At 68.2% G+C, this 17,239-nt stretch carries 17 protein-coding genes; 6 read left to right on the top strand and 11 right to left on the bottom strand.

Annotated elements, in window-relative coordinates; all coding sequences use genetic code 11:
- Window positions 1-80: 80 nt before the first annotated feature.
- The 4 genes from ricR to AC5Y2S_RS10905 all read right to left on the bottom strand — a co-directional run bounded on the left by ricR (window position 81) and on the right by AC5Y2S_RS10905 (window position 3,950).
- Window positions 81-371, bottom strand: coding sequence for a copper-sensing transcriptional repressor RicR (gene ricR / locus AC5Y2S_RS10920; RefSeq protein WP_499956179.1), 291 nt, complete (start codon window positions 369-371; stop codon window positions 81-83).
- A 124-nt stretch (window positions 372-495) separates the two neighbouring features.
- On the bottom strand, window positions 496-1,029 hold the full coding sequence (locus AC5Y2S_RS10915; RefSeq protein ID WP_499956178.1) for a pyridoxamine 5'-phosphate oxidase family protein: 534 nt from the start codon (window positions 1,027-1,029) through the stop codon (window positions 496-498).
- Between the two features lie 8 nt (window positions 1,030-1,037).
- Window positions 1,038-3,587, bottom strand: a complete 2,550-nt coding sequence (locus AC5Y2S_RS10910; protein WP_499956177.1) for a heavy metal translocating P-type ATPase — start codon at window positions 3,585-3,587, stop codon at window positions 1,038-1,040.
- Between the two features lie 27 nt (window positions 3,588-3,614).
- A complete protein-coding gene (locus AC5Y2S_RS10905) occupies window positions 3,615-3,950 on the bottom strand; it encodes a hypothetical protein (RefSeq protein ID WP_499956176.1) in 336 nt (111 codons plus the stop codon).
- A 217-nt stretch (window positions 3,951-4,167) separates the two neighbouring features.
- Here AC5Y2S_RS10905 and AC5Y2S_RS10900 point away from each other — a divergent pair, with 217 nt between their 5' ends.
- The gene (locus AC5Y2S_RS10900) at window positions 4,168-4,428 is read left to right on the top strand and encodes an SHOCT domain-containing protein (protein ID WP_499956175.1); all 261 of its coding nucleotides are present in this window, start codon (window positions 4,168-4,170) and stop codon (window positions 4,426-4,428) included.
- Here AC5Y2S_RS10900 and AC5Y2S_RS10895 read toward each other — a convergent pair.
- Window positions 4,413-5,129, bottom strand: coding sequence for a hypothetical protein (locus tag AC5Y2S_RS10895; protein ID WP_499956174.1), 717 nt, complete (start codon window positions 5,127-5,129; stop codon window positions 4,413-4,415). The genes AC5Y2S_RS10900 and AC5Y2S_RS10895 overlap by 16 nt on opposite strands.
- A gap of 173 nt (window positions 5,130-5,302) precedes the next feature.
- On the opposite strand from AC5Y2S_RS10895, the gene AC5Y2S_RS10890 reads away from it, so the two are divergent.
- Window positions 5,303-6,175, top strand: coding sequence for an alpha/beta hydrolase (locus AC5Y2S_RS10890; RefSeq protein ID WP_499956173.1), 873 nt, complete (start codon window positions 5,303-5,305; stop codon window positions 6,173-6,175).
- Window positions 6,176-6,290: 115 nt separating this feature from the next.
- The gene (locus AC5Y2S_RS10885; protein ID WP_499956172.1) at window positions 6,291-7,322 is read left to right on the top strand and encodes a fused (3R)-hydroxyacyl-ACP dehydratase subunits HadA/HadB; all 1,032 of its coding nucleotides are present in this window, start codon (window positions 6,291-6,293) and stop codon (window positions 7,320-7,322) included.
- A 7-nt stretch (window positions 7,323-7,329) separates the two neighbouring features.
- On the opposite strand, the gene AC5Y2S_RS10880 is transcribed toward AC5Y2S_RS10885, so the two are convergent.
- The gene (locus AC5Y2S_RS10880; protein ID WP_499956171.1) at window positions 7,330-8,682 is read right to left on the bottom strand and encodes a hypothetical protein; all 1,353 of its coding nucleotides are present in this window, start codon (window positions 8,680-8,682) and stop codon (window positions 7,330-7,332) included.
- Window positions 8,683-8,788: 106 nt separating this feature from the next.
- On the opposite strand from AC5Y2S_RS10880, the gene AC5Y2S_RS10875 reads away from it, so the two are divergent.
- Complete coding sequence (locus tag AC5Y2S_RS10875; RefSeq protein WP_499956170.1) at window positions 8,789-10,228, top strand: amidase; 1,440 nt, start codon at window positions 8,789-8,791, stop codon at window positions 10,226-10,228.
- 79 nt (window positions 10,229-10,307) lie between these two features.
- Here the strand turns inward: AC5Y2S_RS10875 and AC5Y2S_RS10870 are convergent, their stop codons facing one another.
- The 4 genes from AC5Y2S_RS10870 to AC5Y2S_RS10855 all read right to left on the bottom strand — a co-directional run bounded on the left by AC5Y2S_RS10870 (window position 10,308) and on the right by AC5Y2S_RS10855 (window position 14,266).
- A complete protein-coding gene (locus AC5Y2S_RS10870; protein WP_499956168.1) occupies window positions 10,308-11,537 on the bottom strand; it encodes a cytochrome P450 in 1,230 nt (409 codons plus the stop codon).
- Window positions 11,538-11,690: 153 nt separating this feature from the next.
- Window positions 11,691-12,125, bottom strand: a complete 435-nt coding sequence (locus AC5Y2S_RS10865) for a nuclear transport factor 2 family protein (protein ID WP_499956166.1) — start codon at window positions 12,123-12,125, stop codon at window positions 11,691-11,693.
- A gap of 45 nt (window positions 12,126-12,170) precedes the next feature.
- Entirely contained in the window at window positions 12,171-13,373 is a 1,203-nt protein-coding gene (locus tag AC5Y2S_RS10860; RefSeq protein ID WP_499956164.1) for an MFS transporter, read from the bottom strand.
- Between the two features lie 23 nt (window positions 13,374-13,396).
- The gene (locus AC5Y2S_RS10855) at window positions 13,397-14,266 is read right to left on the bottom strand and encodes an NYN domain-containing protein (RefSeq protein WP_499956162.1); all 870 of its coding nucleotides are present in this window, start codon (window positions 14,264-14,266) and stop codon (window positions 13,397-13,399) included.
- 108 nt (window positions 14,267-14,374) lie between these two features.
- On the opposite strand from AC5Y2S_RS10855, the gene AC5Y2S_RS10850 reads away from it, so the two are divergent.
- Window positions 14,375-14,728, top strand: coding sequence for a hypothetical protein (locus AC5Y2S_RS10850; protein ID WP_499956160.1), 354 nt, complete (start codon window positions 14,375-14,377; stop codon window positions 14,726-14,728).
- 33 nt (window positions 14,729-14,761) lie between these two features.
- Window positions 14,762-15,163 carry a hypothetical protein gene (locus AC5Y2S_RS10845; protein WP_499901797.1) on the top strand — a complete coding sequence of 134 codons (402 nt, stop codon included), beginning with the start codon at window positions 14,762-14,764 and terminating at the stop codon, window positions 15,161-15,163.
- Here the strand turns inward: AC5Y2S_RS10845 and AC5Y2S_RS10840 are convergent.
- Window positions 15,133-17,238 (bottom strand): FUSC family protein, encoded by a 2,106-nt coding sequence (locus AC5Y2S_RS10840; RefSeq protein WP_499956158.1) that lies wholly within the window; start codon window positions 17,236-17,238, stop codon window positions 15,133-15,135. The genes AC5Y2S_RS10845 and AC5Y2S_RS10840 overlap by 31 nt on opposite strands.
- Window position 17,239 lies beyond the last annotated feature (1 nt).

Below are 17,239 nucleotides of genomic sequence, written 5' to 3'. Positions count from 1 at the left end.
CCGTAGGGTATCCCTGTCAATCGCAGATCTGCGCGTCGGCAGTCGATTGCGGCTCGGATCGCCCGCCGATATCGATTCGATCAGGAGCGAACAAGCCGTGCGATGGCCGCGGAGGCTTCGGCCAGCTTCACGTCAGCTTCGTCTCCCCCCTTTGCGAGTGCTTGGCTTACGCAATTGTCGAGGTGGTCGTCGAGCAGGTTTAGCGCCACGGACCGTAAAGCGCTACTTAGTGCGCTGATTTGGGTGAGGATGTCGATGCAGTACTTGTCGTCGTCGATCATTTTTGCGATGCCGCGGACCTGGCCCTCGATCCGGCGCATTCGTCTGGCGTAGTTGTCCTTGTTGGCTACATATCCGTACGTGGTTTCCAAGTCATCTCCCGGCACTGCGTCATCAGGTCGTTCTCGGCGTCGCCGCGTGGTGACGGGTGTGGTCGGCCGCCAAGGACATCTTTGTCCGAGACCCTACCAATGGCGTCCATCGATTATGAGGGTTCTAGGCCACACTCGGAGTCGGTGAAAGAACCTCGACGGGCGCCAGTCGAACCTTGCCGGCGGCAGCCTCCATATGTCGGCGGATGCTCACGACGCTGCGGCCGACCCCATAGGTTCGAATCACGGGATCCAGGGTGATCCTGAGAAAGCAGACCCCCGCTTCGCCTTTGCGCCGGGATTTTTCGTACGCACTCAGAATCTGCCGGCCTATCCAGAAACCGCGGAAGACGTTGGTCCCGTCCCCGTCGGTCCAGTCGAGGATTTCGGCGCGGCCACGCAACTGGATCGTCGCCGGCGGAACGAATCGCAATACCCGCCGCTGCAGCGGCGCGACCAGCGACACCTGTGGGTTGTGCGCGACGTTTCGCGCCTTCTTCAACTGGCGCCTCGTCATGACATACAGCGCGACCTCGCCGCCGCGTTCCGAGACGCCATAGTTGACCCCCGCCGAGTGTGGCCGGCCCTGCCCGTCGACGGTCGAGAGGATCGCGAAATTGTGGGTCGATAGTTCGCGCAGCACGAGCTCGGGCGTCACCGCCCGATTCATGGGGCTGTCGACGACAGGGGCGGACGTCGGGCGGCGAAGGTTTCCACGCGAGGCTCAATCGTGGGCGGCTCGGCGGGTGGCAGTGGGTCGGCGTGGTAGCGGCGTAAGCGGTTGGCGTTGCCGACGACAGACAACGAGGACAGAGCCATCGCGGCGGCGGCGATCATCGGTGAAAGTCGTAGCCCCAACACCGGATACAGGACGCCCGCCGCGAGCGGGATCCCGACGGCGTTGTAGATCAGGGCAAAGAACAGGTTTTGCCGGATGTTGCGCATGGTGGCACGCGAGAGCCGGATCGCCGTGACGACACCGGCCAGTGACCCGGAAATCAGGGTTATGTCGGCGGCTTCGATCGCCACGTCGGTGCCGGTGCCGATGGCCAGTCCGACGTCGGCCTGGGCCAGGGCGGGTGCGTCGTTGATGCCGTCACCGACCATGCCCACCCGGCGTCCCTCGGCCTGTAGACGGCGGATCTCGTCGGCTTTGTGCTCGGGCAGGACCTCGGCCAGCACCCGTTCGACGCCGACCTGTCGGGCGATCGCGGCCGCGGTGCGGGCGTTGTCCCCGGTGAGCATCACGACCTGCAGGCCCAGCTTGCGCAGGGCGGAAATCGCAGCGACGGAATCGTCTTTGACGGTATCGGCCACGGCGATCACACCGGCTGGGTGCCCGTCGACGGCGGCGAGAATCGGGGTCTTCCCCTCGGCGGCCAGGTCGGCGCTGATGTGCTCGAGTTCGGTTGTGTCGACGTCGTTTTCGGCCAACAATCTTGCGGTGCCGACGAGCACGGCGCGGCCCGACACCGTGGCCCGGACCCCCTTGCCCGTGATCGAATCGAAGGCCGACACGGCGGGAAGGGTGAGACCGCGATCGCGAGCGCCTGCCACCACGGCGCTGGCGATCGGGTGTTCGCTGTCGGCTTCCGCGGCGGCAACCAGCGTGAGCAGTTCGTTCTCGGCCACGGTCCCGGTCACCGCGACGTCGGTGAGAGCAGGTCTGCCGGCGGTGATGGTGCCGGTCTTGTCCAGCACGATGGTGTCGAGCTTGTGCGCGGTCTCGAGGGCCTCGGCCGAGCGGATCAGAATTCCCGCCCGGGCCCCCTTGCCGGTGCCGACCATGATCGATAGCGGCGTCGCCAGGCCCAGCGCGCAAGGGCAGGCGATGATCAGCACGGCCACCGCCGACACCAACGCCTGCGTCAGCGTGGGTGCCGGGCCGAGGACGAACCAGATCGCGAAAGTTGCTATGGCGGTAGCGATCACAACCGGGACGAAGTACGCCGAGATCGCGTCGGCCAAGCGCTGGATCGGGGCCCGCGAAGCCTGCGCCTGTTGAACCATGCGGATGATTTGAGCCAGCATGGTGTCCGCGCCGACTTTGGCGGCGCGCACTCGCAACGAGCCGGTGGTGTTGACGGTCGCGCCGATGACGGTGTCGCCGGTGCGTTTGGTGGCCGGCATCGATTCGCCGGTCACCATCGACTCGTCGACGGCGGACTGTCCGGACAACACGGTGGCGTCGACCGGGATCTTCTCGCCGGGCCGAATGAGGATCTCGTCGCCGACGACGACCTCGTCGACGGGGATTTCGGTTTCGGTGCCGTCACGCAGCACACGGGCGGTGCGGGCTTGCAGGCCCAGCAGGGCGCGGATGGCTTCGCCGGTGCCGGCCTTGGCGCGGGCCTCGAGCAGTCGGCCCAGCATGATCAGCGTCAGGATCACTCCGACGGCCTCGAAATACACGTCGCGCACTTCGGCCGGCAACGCACCGGCGGCGACCGTCACGAGCAGGCTGTAGCCGTAGGCCGCCAGGGTGCCCAAAGTGATGAGGCTGTTCATGTCGGCGCTGCGGTGCGCCAGCGCGAGCCAGCCGGTGCGATGGATCGGCCATCCCACGTAGAACATCACCGGGGTGATCAGAGTCAGCTGCACCCAATGGTTGAGCAAGAACGCCGGAACCCAATGGGCGCCCAGGGGTTCGGCCATCACGGCATACAGCACCGGAACGGTGAGCACCGCGCCGACGAACACCCGGCGCGTCAGATCGGCGATCTCCGCGCGCCGGTCTTCGGCCTGAGCGGCTTCAATTTCCGTGGCGGCAGGCTCGTCGACGCCGTCGGGTGGCGCATATCCGGCACCGGCGTCGGGCTTGTCGGTTTCAGCGGCCATGCCGTCCGGGGTGACGACCAGCGTGCCGTGAATCATGTTCATGCCGCAGGCAAACCCGAATGATCCTGCCTGTGTTGGGGTGAACCTGACCGTCGTGCGTTGATGCGCCGGCAGGGCCGCCGACAGCTGGAGATCGGGAAAGACCACCCGCGAGCTGCAATCCCCCGCTTCCTGCCGGTCGAATTCGATCTCGGCCGGAATGCCTTGGCGCACTTGGATGACGTTGGGGCTGTAACCGCCGCGGACCGTGACCTGGAGCTGCTGCAGTCCGGCGTTGACCGTGGCGGCGTGCGCGCGTCGCGGCGAGAAGAAGTACCACGCCAGCCCGGCGACCACCGAGGCAGCACCCACCAGGACGGCAATATCGACACCGGACACCATGTACTCCTCGAGGGCGGGAACGGATTAGGGGTTGGGCTGTGAACGGCGCTCGGGGGTGGCCTGCCGCGCCAGCTCGTTCATGCGGATCTGGTACGTCTCGGCATCGATCGACCCGGACAGCCGCTGTCGCACGATGACTGCCTCGGCGATGAGCGCCTGACACCTCCATAGGCTCGCGCCCATGCCCGACGGCAACAGATCGAACAGCTCGTCGCCGGGCTGGAGCGGCGTTTCGCGGCGACGCGCCCTGAAAGCCCGCGCGATCACCGCGGACGTGGTCGCCGAAAAGGTGAGCAGCAACACCACACCTATCAGCACCGCAGCCCAAGAGCCGCTGGTAACTTGCCCGGACGCCGCCATGGCCGTGCCCACCTCTTCCGCCGCAACTGCACGACCGGTTCAGCATCCTCTCATCATACCCCCTAGGGGTAGGGACTTGCGTCACTTGTCCCGGGGAAGGATCGAGGGTCGAAGGTCCCTGACGCTCGTGCCCACCGGCCCCTGACGACACCCTGACAACGAGTCAAACTGATGGCGAGTGAATGATTTTTGGGTCGTCCGATTGGAGGCAAACGCGATGATGTTCTGGTATGACCACAACATGGGGTGGTGGGGATGGGCCGGAATGGGCGTCGGCATGGTGCTGTTCTGGGCGCTGCTTGTCGCCGGCATTGTCGCCCTCGTCGCCTATATCAATGGAGATCGCCAAATCCGCTCAGGCATAACGCCGCCCGCCTCGCCGGAACAGGTGCTCGCCGCCCGATTCGCGCGTGGTGAGATCAACGAGGCCGAATACCGCGATCGGATGGCCGTGCTGCGGGATCACGCGCGCCCGTGATTCGCGCGCGCGCCTAGGGTCCGCAACGGACCGGTGGTAAATAGCGCCTGCCGTGAACCGCGAAGCTCTGCAGCGAGATCGTGCTCGAACGCCGGGACCTTCAGACCCCGACGGCGCAACTGGCGATCCAGCTCGGCGATGAACAAGCCCTCACCCTTGCGCCTGCACGCCAACACGGCTCGCTCGTTCATGACGTCACGAGTGAGAGCGGCGGCCGGACAGGACGCGACGACTTCCAGCGACGCCCGCAGATCCAATGTCGTCGCCACGCCACACGACGGCGAGGCACCGATCCCGACTATGCCGGCGGTCGCGATCCCGGAGCGCTGGTAGTCGGCAACGTCGCGAGCTACCCGGCGCGCCAATCGTCGATACACAAGGCGGGTCCACACCACGAACGCGCGCAGCAGTGGGGCCCGCAACGGATACAGCCAGCCGCCCTTCGAGTGATAAAGCCGAAGGCTGTGCGGCTTCAGCACCCCGCCCCAGGCCAGCCGTTCCGGGCACGGCATTTGGTGAATCCCGTAGCCGGCACCGATCAGCTGCTCGACCGCCTCGGCCACCGCACCCGGTCGCGTCGCCCCGCCGGCATAGCGGGTGTTCTCGTTCAGCAGGCAGTGTGACACCAAGATCACCTGCCGGCCGCGCTCGTCGCGCAATTGGTCGAGCAATAACTGCGCGTGGGTTTGTTTTTCGCCCACGTCGACAGCATCGACATCCGCGCGACCGTTCAGTAGGGGCCAAGGTCACCGAAGACCAGCCCATATGGTCCTGGCTACCGTCCAGCCGGCGGTGCAGATTAGGACAGAGTTGCGGTGACTCAGACCGAATGGATGTGTCCGTGCCCGAGGAAGTGTTCTTCGACTCCGACGGTGTGCGGTGCGCGGCCGATCTCTACCTGCCCGCGACCGCGGGCAGCGCGCCTTGCGTGGTGATGGGGCACGGCGGCAGCGCCACCAAGCGCCTCGGCTTGCCCGCGTACGCGGAGAAGTTCACGACGGCGGGCCTGGCGGCGTTGGCGTTCGATTACCGGCATTTCGGAGACAGCGGCGGTGAGCCCCGGCAAGTTATCAGCATTGCCGAACAACAGGACGACTACCGCGCGGCGGTGCGATACGTGCGGGGTCGCGACGACATCGATCCGCATCGGGTCGCCTTGTGGGGGACGTCGCTCAGCGGTGGTCATGTGCTGGCGGTGGCCGCCACGGATCCGGATATCGCCGCGGTGGTGTCGCAGGTACCCCTGATCGACGGCTGGCACCGCGGGCGCACGCTTGGCGAGCGCCTCAATTGGGATGTGGCGCGGCGGACGCTGCAATTCAGCGTCGCGGCGGTGCGCGATGCGGTTGGCGCGAAGTTGGGCAAGGGGCCGTATCTGGTTCCCGTGGTCGCCAATTCGGGAGACGTGGCGGTGTTCACCGAGCCCGAGGCGAAAGCAGCGTTCGAGGCGCTCGGTGGCGAAGCCGTCGGCTGGCGCAATGCGCTCGCACCGCGCATGCTCTTCGCCTTGCCGCGCTACCGCACGGGCACGGCGGAAAAACTGCGCATGCCGGTCCTGACGTGCCTGGGGGACCACGACCAGCAAGCCTCGCCGAGGTTCGCGGCACGGATAGCATCCTTGATGAGTGACGTCGAACTGCACCGCTATCCGGTCGGGCACTTCGACGTCTACACCGGTTCGCTCTTCGAGGAGATCAGCTCACTCGAGGCGGATTTTCTGCGGCGCCACTTGACACGAGATGACTGACGAAGTTCTGAACCACTCCGGCGAAACGCGTCGGCGTGTATCGCTACCGGGCCGGCGCGCTAGGGTGTTGCGACCGGCCCCAGCGAACAAGCCGGTAGAAAAGTTGAGCAAATCCATGACCGCAGCAGCGGAAGCACCGGCGCTTCAATCGCGGGTCGGCCACTACTACCAGATGGACGGCACCTACCTGGTCGGCCGCGAGAAGGTCCGCGAATACGCCCGCGCGGTGCAGGACTATCACCCCGCGCACTGGGACGTCGCCGCGGCCGCCGAGCTGGGCTACTCCGGCCTGGTGGCGCCGCTGACGTTCACGTCGGTCCCCGGCATGATGTGCAATCGCCGCATGTTCGAGTCGGTGGTGGTCGGCTACGACACCTACCTCCAGACCGAAGAGGTCTTCGAGCAGCACCGCCCAATCGTGGCCGGCGACGAGCTGTACATCGACGTCGAGCTGACATCGGTGCGCAGGACCGCCGGCAGGGACTTCATCACCGTCACCAACACCTTCACCGACGCCGCCGGCGAGCGGGTACACACCCTGCACACCACCGTCGTCGGCGTCACCGCCGAAGATGTCGATCCCCAGGTCAAGTTGGCCGCGCCGAAAATCATGATGCACGACGTGGACATCCTCGCAATCGCCGAAGCGGGCGCCGAGTACGAAAAGACGGTGCGCCCCGAGGGTGAGGTTCGGATCGCCCAGGAAGGCGCGACCCGCACGCCGGGGACGCCGTCCTTCGAGGACGTGAAGGTCGGCAACGAGTTGGCGGCGCATCACACCCGACTGTCCCGCGGCGATCTGGTGAACTACGCCGGCGTGGCCGGCGACGCCAACCCGATCCACTGGGACGAGGGCATCGCCAAGCTGGCCGGCCTGCCCGACGTGATCGCCCACGGAATGCTCACCATGGGCCTGGGCGCCGGATTCGCCTCGGCGTGGACGGGCGATCCAGGCGCGGTCACCCGGTACGCGGTGCGGTTGTCCCAGCCCGCGATCGTGTCGGCGGCCGAGGGCGCCGACATCGAGTTCACCGGGCGGGTCAAGTCGCTGGACCCGGAGACCCGCAGCGGCGTCGTCGTCGTCGCGGCGAAGTCGGGTGGTCAGAAGATCTTCGGCATGGCGACGCTGAACGTCCGCTTTCGCTGACCGAATTTCAGAACCACGGTCCGGGGAAGTGGCCGTCCTGGTCCTGGACCATCACGATGTCCTTGCAGTCGCCGTTCAGTGCGGCGGCGTTCTCGCCGCGGCACACCAGGGTCCAGCCCGAGATCCGCGCGAACGGCCGGACCGACCACGTCGTCGCGACCGGATCCGGGGCGGGTAGGGCGAGCACGGCGAACGTGTTGCCGACGTTGGTGATGTAGAGGTGGTCTTCGAAGAAGGCCAGCTTCGCGATATTCATCTTCTTCGCGTCGTCACGCGTCTTCAACAAATCCCAGTGCTGGGTGCGCAGGTTCCACACGCCGAACCCGAACTGCGAATTGTCCGAGTTGCGGCCGTCGACGAATAATTTCCCGTCCGACAACGTGGCGGACAGTCCGCCGCCGGAAACCCGGTCCGAATCGCCCACCTTGATAAGGGATTTCGCGTTCAGGTCATAGAACATCGTCGACACCACCGGGGGGTTGTAGGAATCCCAGTGGGTGATCTTCACCAGTTCGTCCGGGCCGTCGGACAATTCGCCGTCGACGGTCCAGATGTCGTTGTCCTGATAGATCGCTTCCCCGCTCGGCCGGCGCAGCTCGGCTCCGGACGCCTTGGCGACGTCGGTGTTGCGCTGGAACGACAGGACGTCCTGCCACACCCGGCCGGGCTGCGGGTCGTTCCACATCATCGACAGATCGGTCCCGGACAGGATGACGGTCCGCGGCGGCGACGCGGCGCTGTGCCCGTCGGTGAAGGCGTTCACCCACGCCACACCGGTCGCGGTGGCCGCCAGGCCCCATTCGTTCGCCGCTGTCAATTTCAGGTCGGGCGTCGGCGGGGCCAGCTCCTTGGTCACCACAGGCTGGCTCGTCTTGAGGTCGAAGGCGTAGGCCGTGGCCTTGGTGACCTCGGGCTGCGACCCTTGCGCCGGCTTGGTCGTCGTCACCACGTAAACGACCCTCGTGTTGTCGGCGGCCGTCCCCGTCAGCGCGCAGATGCCGCCCGTCAGGTTCTCACCGGCCGGGATCGCGGGCACGCCCGGCACGGCGTACTGACCCGTCTTCGTGTCGAACACCTTGGGGCGAATCTCCTCGAGCGCCGACTTGCGCTGCACGAATTTCTCGGGACACCCGACGTAGGCCGTCCCCCCGTAGCTTTTCCAGTCTCGCTCCAACGGGCCGGTGACCGGGGGCGGCGCGGGCGCCGCACTGGCCGTGGTCGTCGAGGTCGAACTCGAGGTGGTCGGCGTGGCCGCGGGCGGGTCCACGGTTGCCGAACAGGACGCGACGACCAGGCAGCTTGCCACCGCGGTCAGGGCAAACCCGCGTGTGGGCACAGTTCGCCCCCGGATCCCGCGCATCGACAAAACCCCCGTTAAGTCCGTGTAACCAACGAGCGTAAAGCCGGCCCGGAGCGACCGCGACTTGGGTGCGGCCGTCTTCGTCACACGTGGTACACCGAAAACCATGAACAGCCTCGCCGACGAGACCCGCTGGATGGACGCCACCGACCAGGCGGCACTGGTGGCAAAGGGCGAGGTCACACCGGCCGAGCTGCTCGAGGCGACGATCGAGCGCATCGAGCGGTCCAACCCCGCGTTGAACGCGGTCGTCATCGAGTGGTTCGATCACGCCCGATCCGTGGCCAGCGCCCCCGACCTGCCCAAAGGCCCGTTTCACGGCGTGCCGTTCCTGCTCAAGGACCTGTACACGAGCTTCGCCGGTCAGACCATGTCGAACGGCAACATCGTGCTGAAAGAGGCGGCGAAGATCGACACCGCCGACACGACGCTGGTCGCCCGGTTCAAGGCGGCCGGGCTGGTGATCGCCGGGCGGACGAACAGCCCCGAGATGGGCAGCCTGCCGACCACGCAGCCGCTGGCCTGGGGAGCGACCCGCAACCCGTGGGCGCTCGATCGCACGCCGGGCGGGTCCAGTGGCGGCGCCGCGGCGGCGGTGGCCGCCGGCATGGTGCCGTTCGCCAACGCCTCCGACGGTGGCGGCAGCATCCGGATCCCGGCGTCGTGCTGCGGGCTGGTGGGCCTCAAGCCGAGCCAGGGACGGATCACGGTGGGCCCCGCCCGCGCCGAGTCCGGGCTGGGCGTCGAGCTGTGCGTCAGCCGCACGGTGCGCGACACGGCGCGGTTGCTCGACGCGGTGCGCGGTCCTGGTGTCGGCGACGCCGTTATCGCCCCGGCCCCAGGGCGCCCGTACGCCGAGGAGGTTGGCGCCGACCCGGGCCGGTTGCGCATCGGGCTGCTGGACGTGCATCCGCGCGGCGACTTCCTGCACGACGACTGCGTCGCGGCGGTGCGCGCCGCGGCGTCGATGCTGGAGGGGCTCGGCCACACCGTCGAGCGGGCCTGGCCGGCCGGCCTCGCCGACACCTCCCTGGTGGAAAAGTTCATGGCGTTGTGGGCCACGCAGTTGGCGATGGCGGCGCGCGGGTTCGGCGAGACGCTCGGGCGCGAGGTGACGGCCGACGACATCGAGCCGGTGAACTGGGTGCACGTCGAGCGGGCGCAGCGATTGACCGCCGTCGACTACGCCGTGGCGCTGGATGCGGTGTCCGCGTTCCGGCGGGCGCTGCAGCAGTGGTGGGCCGACGGCTGGGACCTGCTGCTCACCCCGACGCTGGCCGAGCCGCCGCTGCCGCTGGCCGAGTTCGAGAACAACCCCGAACATCCGACGGCGCCCATGCGCCGCGCCGGCCGGTTCGCGGTGTTCACGCCGCCGTTCAACATGAGCGGGCAGCCCGCAATCAGCCTGCCCCTGAACCGCAACGCCGAAGGCCTACCCATCGGCGTGCAGCTCGCCGCCGCCTACGGGCGGGAGGACGTGCTCATTCGCGTTGCGGCCCAACTGGAATCGGCCCACCCCTGGGCTTCGCTGCACCCGGCTGAATGAATGACCGCGAGCAGACGCAGAATCGCACTCCTGCGGGCGAGATCATGCGATTCTGCGTCTGCTCGCGCAGAGGCCGTCACTAGGTGTCGAACTCGATGGGCAGGCTCAGCGGGCCGCTCAGGCTGACCATCGGCTTCCAGGGCACCGGTCCGGCGATGCGCGGGTTCGGCAGCCGGCTAGCGAGGACGTTGAGCGCCTCGGCGATCTCGCGGCGGGCCAGGTTGGCGCCCAGGCAGTAGTGCGCGCCGCCGCCGAACGTCAAGATCGGCGGCGCGCCGGCGCGCGTGATGTCGACGCGGTCCGGCTCGTTGTAGACCGCCGGATCACGGTTGGCCGCAGCGGTATTCACCAGGACCATCGTGCCGGCGGGGAAGAGGTAGCCGTCCAGCTCCGCGTCCTGGGCCACCAGCCGCAGGGTGCCGCCCGCGATCGGCGAGTGGCGCATCGTCTCCTCCACCGCCGGCATCGCCAGCTCGGGGTGCTCCTTGAGCAGCGCCCACTGCTCCGGGTGTTCGCACAGGACCTGCACCGAGGCGGCCACCTGGTTGCGGGTGGTGTCCGTGCCCGCGAGCAGCAGGCCGCCGGCCAGCATGCGCAGTTCGGCGGCGTTGAGGCGGTCGCCGTCATCCTCGGCGCGAATGAGGTCGGACAGCAGGTCGTTGGTGAGGCTGTTGCGGCGCCGGGCGACCATGTCGTCGACGTAGTCGTCGAGCTCCCGCCACGCGCGCATCACGACGGGTTCGACCTCGCGGACATCGCCCGTGAAGGTGAAGGCCTTGAACACGTCGTCGGCCCACAACGAAAACCGTTGCCAATCCTCGCGGGGCGCTCCGAGCAACGCGCAGATGATCGGGACGGGATAGGGCCGCGCGAGGTCGGCGACCACGTCGCAGCCGCCCGCGTCGATGACCCGATCGACCAGCTCGTTCATCACCGCGACCATGGTGTCGTGCAGGCGCAGCGTCGCGCGGGGCGTGAACGCCTTCGACGTCAGGCTGCGCAGCCGTTGGTGCGCGTCGCCTTCCAGGCACAGCAGGCTGTTGACCACCTTGTCCCACAAGGGGCCCGAGGTGATGCCCTGGGCGAGCAGGTTTATGCCGGGCGGGATCTGGAAGCGGGGGTCCCGAAGGAGGGACCGGACGAGGTGGTAGGACAGCACCTCGGGCCCGAACGGTCCCAGCGCGACCGGGGCCTGCCGCTGCGCCGCTTGCAGCCGCGGATACACGTCGGCGGGAGTCTCCTCGGCGCCGTACTCCAGCGTCGGCAGGTCAGCATCGAAAACGCTTGGGGGAGCGGCACCGACGGTCATGACGGTCTCCTCGCGACGACTTTGTCACAATGTATGGCCATGCCGGGCAGCTGTCAACGATATCGCTTGCACACCACCAGCTTTGTCGTAACAAATAGTCGCCGTCATAGCCGCTCGCCATACACGGGCGCATATGTGTATGCCGCGGGATTCCTAGCGTTCTTCTAGAACGTTGATCTGTCGCACCACCCGACCGCGCCTCAGGTAGGTGGTCTGCACCACCACGTAGTCGAGAGATGCACCGGTCGCGCTCGTTCGGTGGTGCAGCCGCGCCCGGCGCACGAACGACCCGGGCGCCGTCTCGTCCAAGGACAAGTTCTCGATGGTGTTCTCGTCGTAACGGTCGAAGACCGCGCGCCAGAATTCGAACACGGCATCGCGGCCCCGCAGCACGTCTCCGGAATGCAGCGGCGGCGGCGGTCCATACTCGACGTCCTCGGCGAACAGCCCGAATACCGCATCCAGGTCACCGCGATTGAATGCGTCGCGGGCCCGTTCGAACGCGCCCCGCAGCACGCGCCGGCGGACCGAAACGGGAAGTCGGCCCACGGCCATGACGGCGAGCGCGGCCAGGCCGGGCGCTCTCACCTCCACGCTGTCCGCAAGCGGACGCCGCAACATGGCCACCGGCGCCTACCCCTGTTTCGCGCCGCGGGCCAGCTGGCCGCCGATCAGCACCAAAGCGAACACGCCGCCGGTGATTCCCGAAATGAGCAACGGCAGTCGCCCGTTCGAACCCCACCAGAATCCCGCCCACAACCCCGCCACCAGCACGGCCAGGCCGGTGGCCCCCTGGAACACGCCCTGGGCGCTGGCCTGATGCTCCTGGCCGACGAGGGCCGAGATCCAGGCCTTCCCGACGCCGTCGGTGCACCCGGTGAACACGCCGTAGGCGCCGATCAGCAGCCAGGCCGTCACCAAGTCAGTGGTCAAGCCCAGCCCGGTGTAGCCGATCGCGAAGAATGCCAGACCGAGGCCGAACAAGGCCGGCTTGCCGATGCGGTCCGCGAGCGCTCCGGCCGGGTAGCTGGCCAGCGCGTACACCAAGTTGTATCCGACATAGGCCAGAATCACCTCGATCACCGAGAAGCCGATCTCGTTGAGCCGCAACAACAACAAGGCGTCCGGGAAATTCACCAAGCTGAAGCCGACGAGCAGCGCGGCGACCCGCCAGTACGGCCGCGGCAGCGTGCGCACACCGGCCCACATGGACTGCCGTTGCGGGCGCGCGGCGGAACGGCTGCGCTCGCGCGCGAGGAAGACGAGGGCCACGCTCAGGACGGCGGGCACGATGGCGACGTACAGCAACGGCGGGATCCGGTGGTCGAGCAGCTCGTAGCCCACCAGCCCGAGCAGCGGACCGACCACGGCGCCCAGGGTGTCCATCGCGCGGTGGAAGCCGAAGACCCGGCCGCGCTCGGCCTCGTCCACGTCGTCGACCAGCAGCGCGTCGCGCGGCGCGCCGCGAATGCCCTTGCCGAGCCGGTCGACGACGCGACCCGCGAGCACTCCAGGCCACGCCCCGGCCACCGCGATGATGATCTTGCCGAGCGCCGCCATCCCGTAACCGGCGGCGATCAGGGGCCGCCGCGCGAAGCGGTCGCCGAGCGGGCCGGCCGCGAGTTTCGTCAGCGACGACGCCCCCTCGGCCACCCCCTCGACGGCTCCCACCACGGACGGCGGCGCGCCGAGCACGGCCGTCAGATAGATCGGCAACAGCGGATACAGCAGTTCGCTGGCGGTGTCCTGCAGGAACGAGACCCCGGAGAGCACCCGGACGTTGCGGGTGAGCCAGGACGGCCACGAGCGTATGGGTCGGGTCGCTTCCTGCCTCACGGTCGTCAGCGTAGGGGACGCGTTCAATCCTTTCCGCGCAACCGCACCATCCGGGTCGTCGAGCTCTCGTCCAACTCGACGACGTCGGTGCGCGAACGCAGGAAGTCACTGAATGACTTGAATCCCAAAGACTTCTCGCTGAACGACGGGTCCATCCGCTTCATCTGCGCTTTGACGGCCGAGTTGTGCAGCCAGTCGACGTCGTCTTTCTCCAGCCCGATCTGCAGCGCGCGCGTCAGCAGCGCGGTGGCGGCGGCCTGCGGGTCGGGTGCCTCGTCCGGTTCCTCGCGCTTGTCCGCCTTGTTGCGGCCGCTCGCCTTCTTCGGTTTGTCCGGCTCGGGCTCGAACACCGGAACACCGGGGAGCGCGTCGTAGATGACGAACTCGTCGCAGGCGGCCGCCAACGCCCGGCTCGATGCGCCGGCCACCCCGATGCCGACCACGTACCGGCCGAGCCTCTTGCAGCGCTGCGCCAGCGGGATGTAGTCGGAGTCGCCGGCCACGACCACCACGTGGGTCAGATCGGGCAGCCGGAACATGTCCTCGACCGCGTCTACGGCCAGCCGGATATCGGCGCCGTTCTTGCCGTAGGCCGCCGCCGGGAACAGCTGGACAAGGTCGACTGCACGGGCTACCAGCTGTCCGCGGTACCCGGCGTTGACGTCGGCCGACCAGTCCGCGTACGCCCGGGTGAGCACCAGCGTCCCGAACGACGAAGCGAAGTCGATGATCGCCCCGACGTCGACCGTGGCCCGGGCCAGCCGCTCGGGATCGAGCCCGCCGGCCTTGTCCCGCTGGAATGAGTTGCGCCCGTTCACCTGGTCGTACCGCGAGATCACGATGTTGTCGAAGTCGAGGTAGACCGCCACGCGGGTCATTGCTGGTTCGGTCATGGCACCCATCTTGTCCGACCCGCGGCGACACCGGAATGCCGGCCCAACGCAAGAATTTCGCAAGAAATCTGCGAAAATTCGGCAAGCGTTGTGCCGCAACCTAAGTGCATGAAGCGAGTCCTCGCCGGAGTCCTCGTCTCGGCGGGCTTGGGGCTGGCCGGAGCGGGGGCGTCCGCGGGCACCGCCCGCGCCGACGACGACCACTGCTCGTCGAGGACGGGCTGCTATCACGGTCCCGGGATGCGCTGGTGTCCGGGCGACTACGTGTGGCCCGGGTTGCGGGCCACCGGGTGGGACCTGAACGTCTGCCACGTCTATCACGAGCAGTGTCCACCCGGGTATTACGGCGGTTGCCCCGACAACATCGTCGAGGGGCCTCCGCCGCCCCCGCCGCCGCCCGTCTTCCGCACCCGCGAAGAGTGCGAGCGGGTGCTCGGATTCATCTGCGCGTTCGCGCCGTAATAACACGAAATGTGGTGTTTTCCAATGAGAATCATGGCGACCGTCGAAGCTGTGCTGGTGGCCGGAGCGCTGCTGGCGACCATGAGCCCGGCGCTAGCCGCGGCCACGCCGCCACCGGCGCTGGGCCACGTTTACCCGCTGCAGCCGCCCCCTCCACCCGACCCCAGGGCGGAGGCCGAAGAGCTGCGGCGCCAGATCGCCGACCTAGACGCCAACTGGGAGAACCTCACCCCGCAGCAGCGAAACGAGCGGATAGCGGGACTACAGCAGCAGGTCACCAAAGTGGACATGGACACCCGCAATCTGCCCGAGGACCAAAAGCCGGGGGTGGAAGCGGAACTATTGCCGTCAATTCTCCATCTGGGTGATCTCCTCAGAAAAGCTCAGGGCCCCAATCAGCCGTGCTACTTCCCCTTCTGCCTGCCCGGGCTGTAGCCGTCGCGCGCGCCGAGGTTGGTGGCCCCGGTGATGATCGCCCGATCGATCTGGCGAAGCGCGTGCACCGCGGTGAGGAACCGCCGGGCGTCGGCGCCGAGCTCGCCCTCGCCGTCGTGATGCCGGGCCGCGGTCTCGGCGGCGTCGAGATCGTCGGTCGCGGAGTTGACGGTCACGCCCTCGGCGCCGTCGATCACGGCGCGCAGTGCATCGATGTTGCTTCGGGTCCGCGCCGCCGCCGCCATGAAATCCGTTGCCAGGCCTTCTGATCCGATCGGATCCTGGTACTGCTCGGCGCTGCGCGCCAGGCTCCGCCCGTAACGATCGCAGGCGGCGAATATCCGCAGGGCGCGCCGGATGCTGCGCCGGCCGGCGAACCCCGCGACCCCCGCCAGCAGCGGCTTGGCGCTGACCCGGAACTGCTGCAGCGCCCGGTCGAGCGTGCGCGCCTGCTCGGTCGGGCTCACCGCCTCGTCCCCGCCGAACATCGTCGCCGTGGAGATCGCGATCAGCGCGGACAGGTCCGTCAAGAAGGCGCGGCTGTCGGTGCGGATGGTCGTCCGGGTGTGGGTGGGCAGCACCAGGATCGCCACGGCCACGCCGATGACGGCCCCGATCGCGGTCTCTTCGATCCGCAGCATCAGCACGCCGAAGGAGAATTGGCCCAGCAGGCCATACAGCAGTGCCAGCGTCGTGGTGATCCAGAAGGTCATCAGGCTGTACGTGACGGTCATGAAATAGAACGCGCAGAACAGGCAGACGAAGATCGCGACCAGCGAGGCGGTCGTGTCTCCCGCGAAAAGCGTGGCGACCAGCACGCCGCAGGGCACGCCCAGCAAAGTGCCGAGCAGCCGCTGCCAGCCCTTCGTCAGCGTTTCGCCCCAGGAGTTGGTGCCCGCGAACATCACGAACGCTGCGATCACCGCCCAGTACCAGCGGGCCGGTGACACCAGCTCACCGGTGAGTATCGCCAGCGACGCGGCGACCGACACCTGGATGGCCTGCCGGGTGGTCGGCCGCAGGCCCCGCTCGGAGGCGTCGGGGGCCGGGGCCGGCGCACTCGCGGGTGGCGGCGCAGGCGCCCTGCCCGCGGCGGCGCCTTCGACGATGGCCCGGACCTCCGCCGTCGCCCTGGCGGCGTTGATGATCGCCAGCGCCAGCCGCCGCACGGCCGGGTACTCAGCCGCGTCGGCCTGCTCGTCGAGGATCCGCTGCGCCCGGCTCGCGGACCGGCCGAGCCCGCCGGCCTGTGGCGTGCGGATCGCCCGCGCCAGCTGCGCCAGCGCCCCGACCAACTCGAGGCGGGTGCGGGTGGGGATGTCGGCGGAGAGGGCCGCCCGTCGACCCGCGGTGGCGACCCATTCGATTGCCAGCTCGGCGTCGAACAGCCAGGGGGCCAGTTGTTCGCTGGTGACCCCGGGCCACAGCACGGCGGGATCGGCCTTGTCCTCGATCTGGCCCTGCACCATCAGGGCCGTCTCGTTGAGCCGGATGGTGCGGGCGCGCATCCGGCGGCGGCGCCGTTCGTCGAAGCGGCCGGTGCGCACGGCGTCGGCGGTGGTGTCGACCACGATCGCCATCCGCGCCCGCAACGCGCGAACGGTGGCGCGCAGCACGCCTTCGGGCCGGTCGGGCAAGACGCAGGCGCTCATGACGAACGTGCACAGCGTCCCGACCACGACCGCCCCGATCAACCAAGGCAGCTCCGAAATGCTCGCTCGCAGATACAGAGTGAAGAAGTAGGACATGAACGCGACCATGCCCAACGCCCGCCCGCGGGGCCCGAAGCGCCGAACGTACACGGCGGCGAAGACGACGGCCACGAACGCGGCGTCGCTGGCGACGGGGTGCGGCGCCAGCAGTACCGCCAGGGTGATGGACACCGTGGCGGGCAGCGGCAGCAGCGCCATCGTGACCCGCTGTCGTCGGGGGTCGGGCTCGTTGACGGACCGCGCCGCGACCATGGTGATGACGACGCCGAGCAGGGCCACCGTCAGGGGCTGCCCCGCCGCCCGGGTCACCACGTACATGATCAGCAGCGAACAGCCCAGCGCGGCGGTGGTGCGCGTCGCCATT

It is taken from the genome of Mycobacterium sp. NGS69, from assembly GCF_059812165.1.
This window is presented reverse-complemented; position numbering and strand designations above follow the sequence as displayed.

Excerpts from the sequence above, each read along its gene's own strand:
- AC5Y2S_RS10840 (WP_499956158.1), bottom strand. The coding sequence starts at position 17,238 with ATGGCGACGCGCACCACCGCCGCGCTGGGCTGTTCGCTGCTGATCATG.
- AC5Y2S_RS10870 (WP_499956168.1), bottom strand. The coding sequence starts at position 11,537 with ATGACCGTCGGTGCCGCTCCCCCAAGCGTTTTCGATGCTGACCTGCCG.
- AC5Y2S_RS10850 (WP_499956160.1), top strand. The coding sequence starts at position 14,375 with ATGAAGCGAGTCCTCGCCGGAGTCCTCGTCTCGGCGGGCTTGGGGCTG.
- AC5Y2S_RS10880 (WP_499956171.1), bottom strand. The coding sequence starts at position 8,682 with ATGCGCGGGATCCGGGGGCGAACTGTGCCCACACGCGGGTTTGCCCTG.
- AC5Y2S_RS10905 (WP_499956176.1), bottom strand. The coding sequence starts at position 3,950 with ATGGCGGCGTCCGGGCAAGTTACCAGCGGCTCTTGGGCTGCGGTGCTG.
- AC5Y2S_RS10875 (WP_499956170.1), top strand. The coding sequence starts at position 8,789 with ATGAACAGCCTCGCCGACGAGACCCGCTGGATGGACGCCACCGACCAG.
- AC5Y2S_RS10845 (WP_499901797.1), top strand. The coding sequence starts at position 14,762 with ATGGCGACCGTCGAAGCTGTGCTGGTGGCCGGAGCGCTGCTGGCGACC.
- AC5Y2S_RS10885 (WP_499956172.1), top strand. The coding sequence starts at position 6,291 with ATGACCGCAGCAGCGGAAGCACCGGCGCTTCAATCGCGGGTCGGCCAC.
- AC5Y2S_RS10855 (WP_499956162.1), bottom strand. The coding sequence starts at position 14,266 with ATGACCGAACCAGCAATGACCCGCGTGGCGGTCTACCTCGACTTCGAC.
- AC5Y2S_RS10900 (WP_499956175.1), top strand. The coding sequence starts at position 4,168 with ATGATGTTCTGGTATGACCACAACATGGGGTGGTGGGGATGGGCCGGA.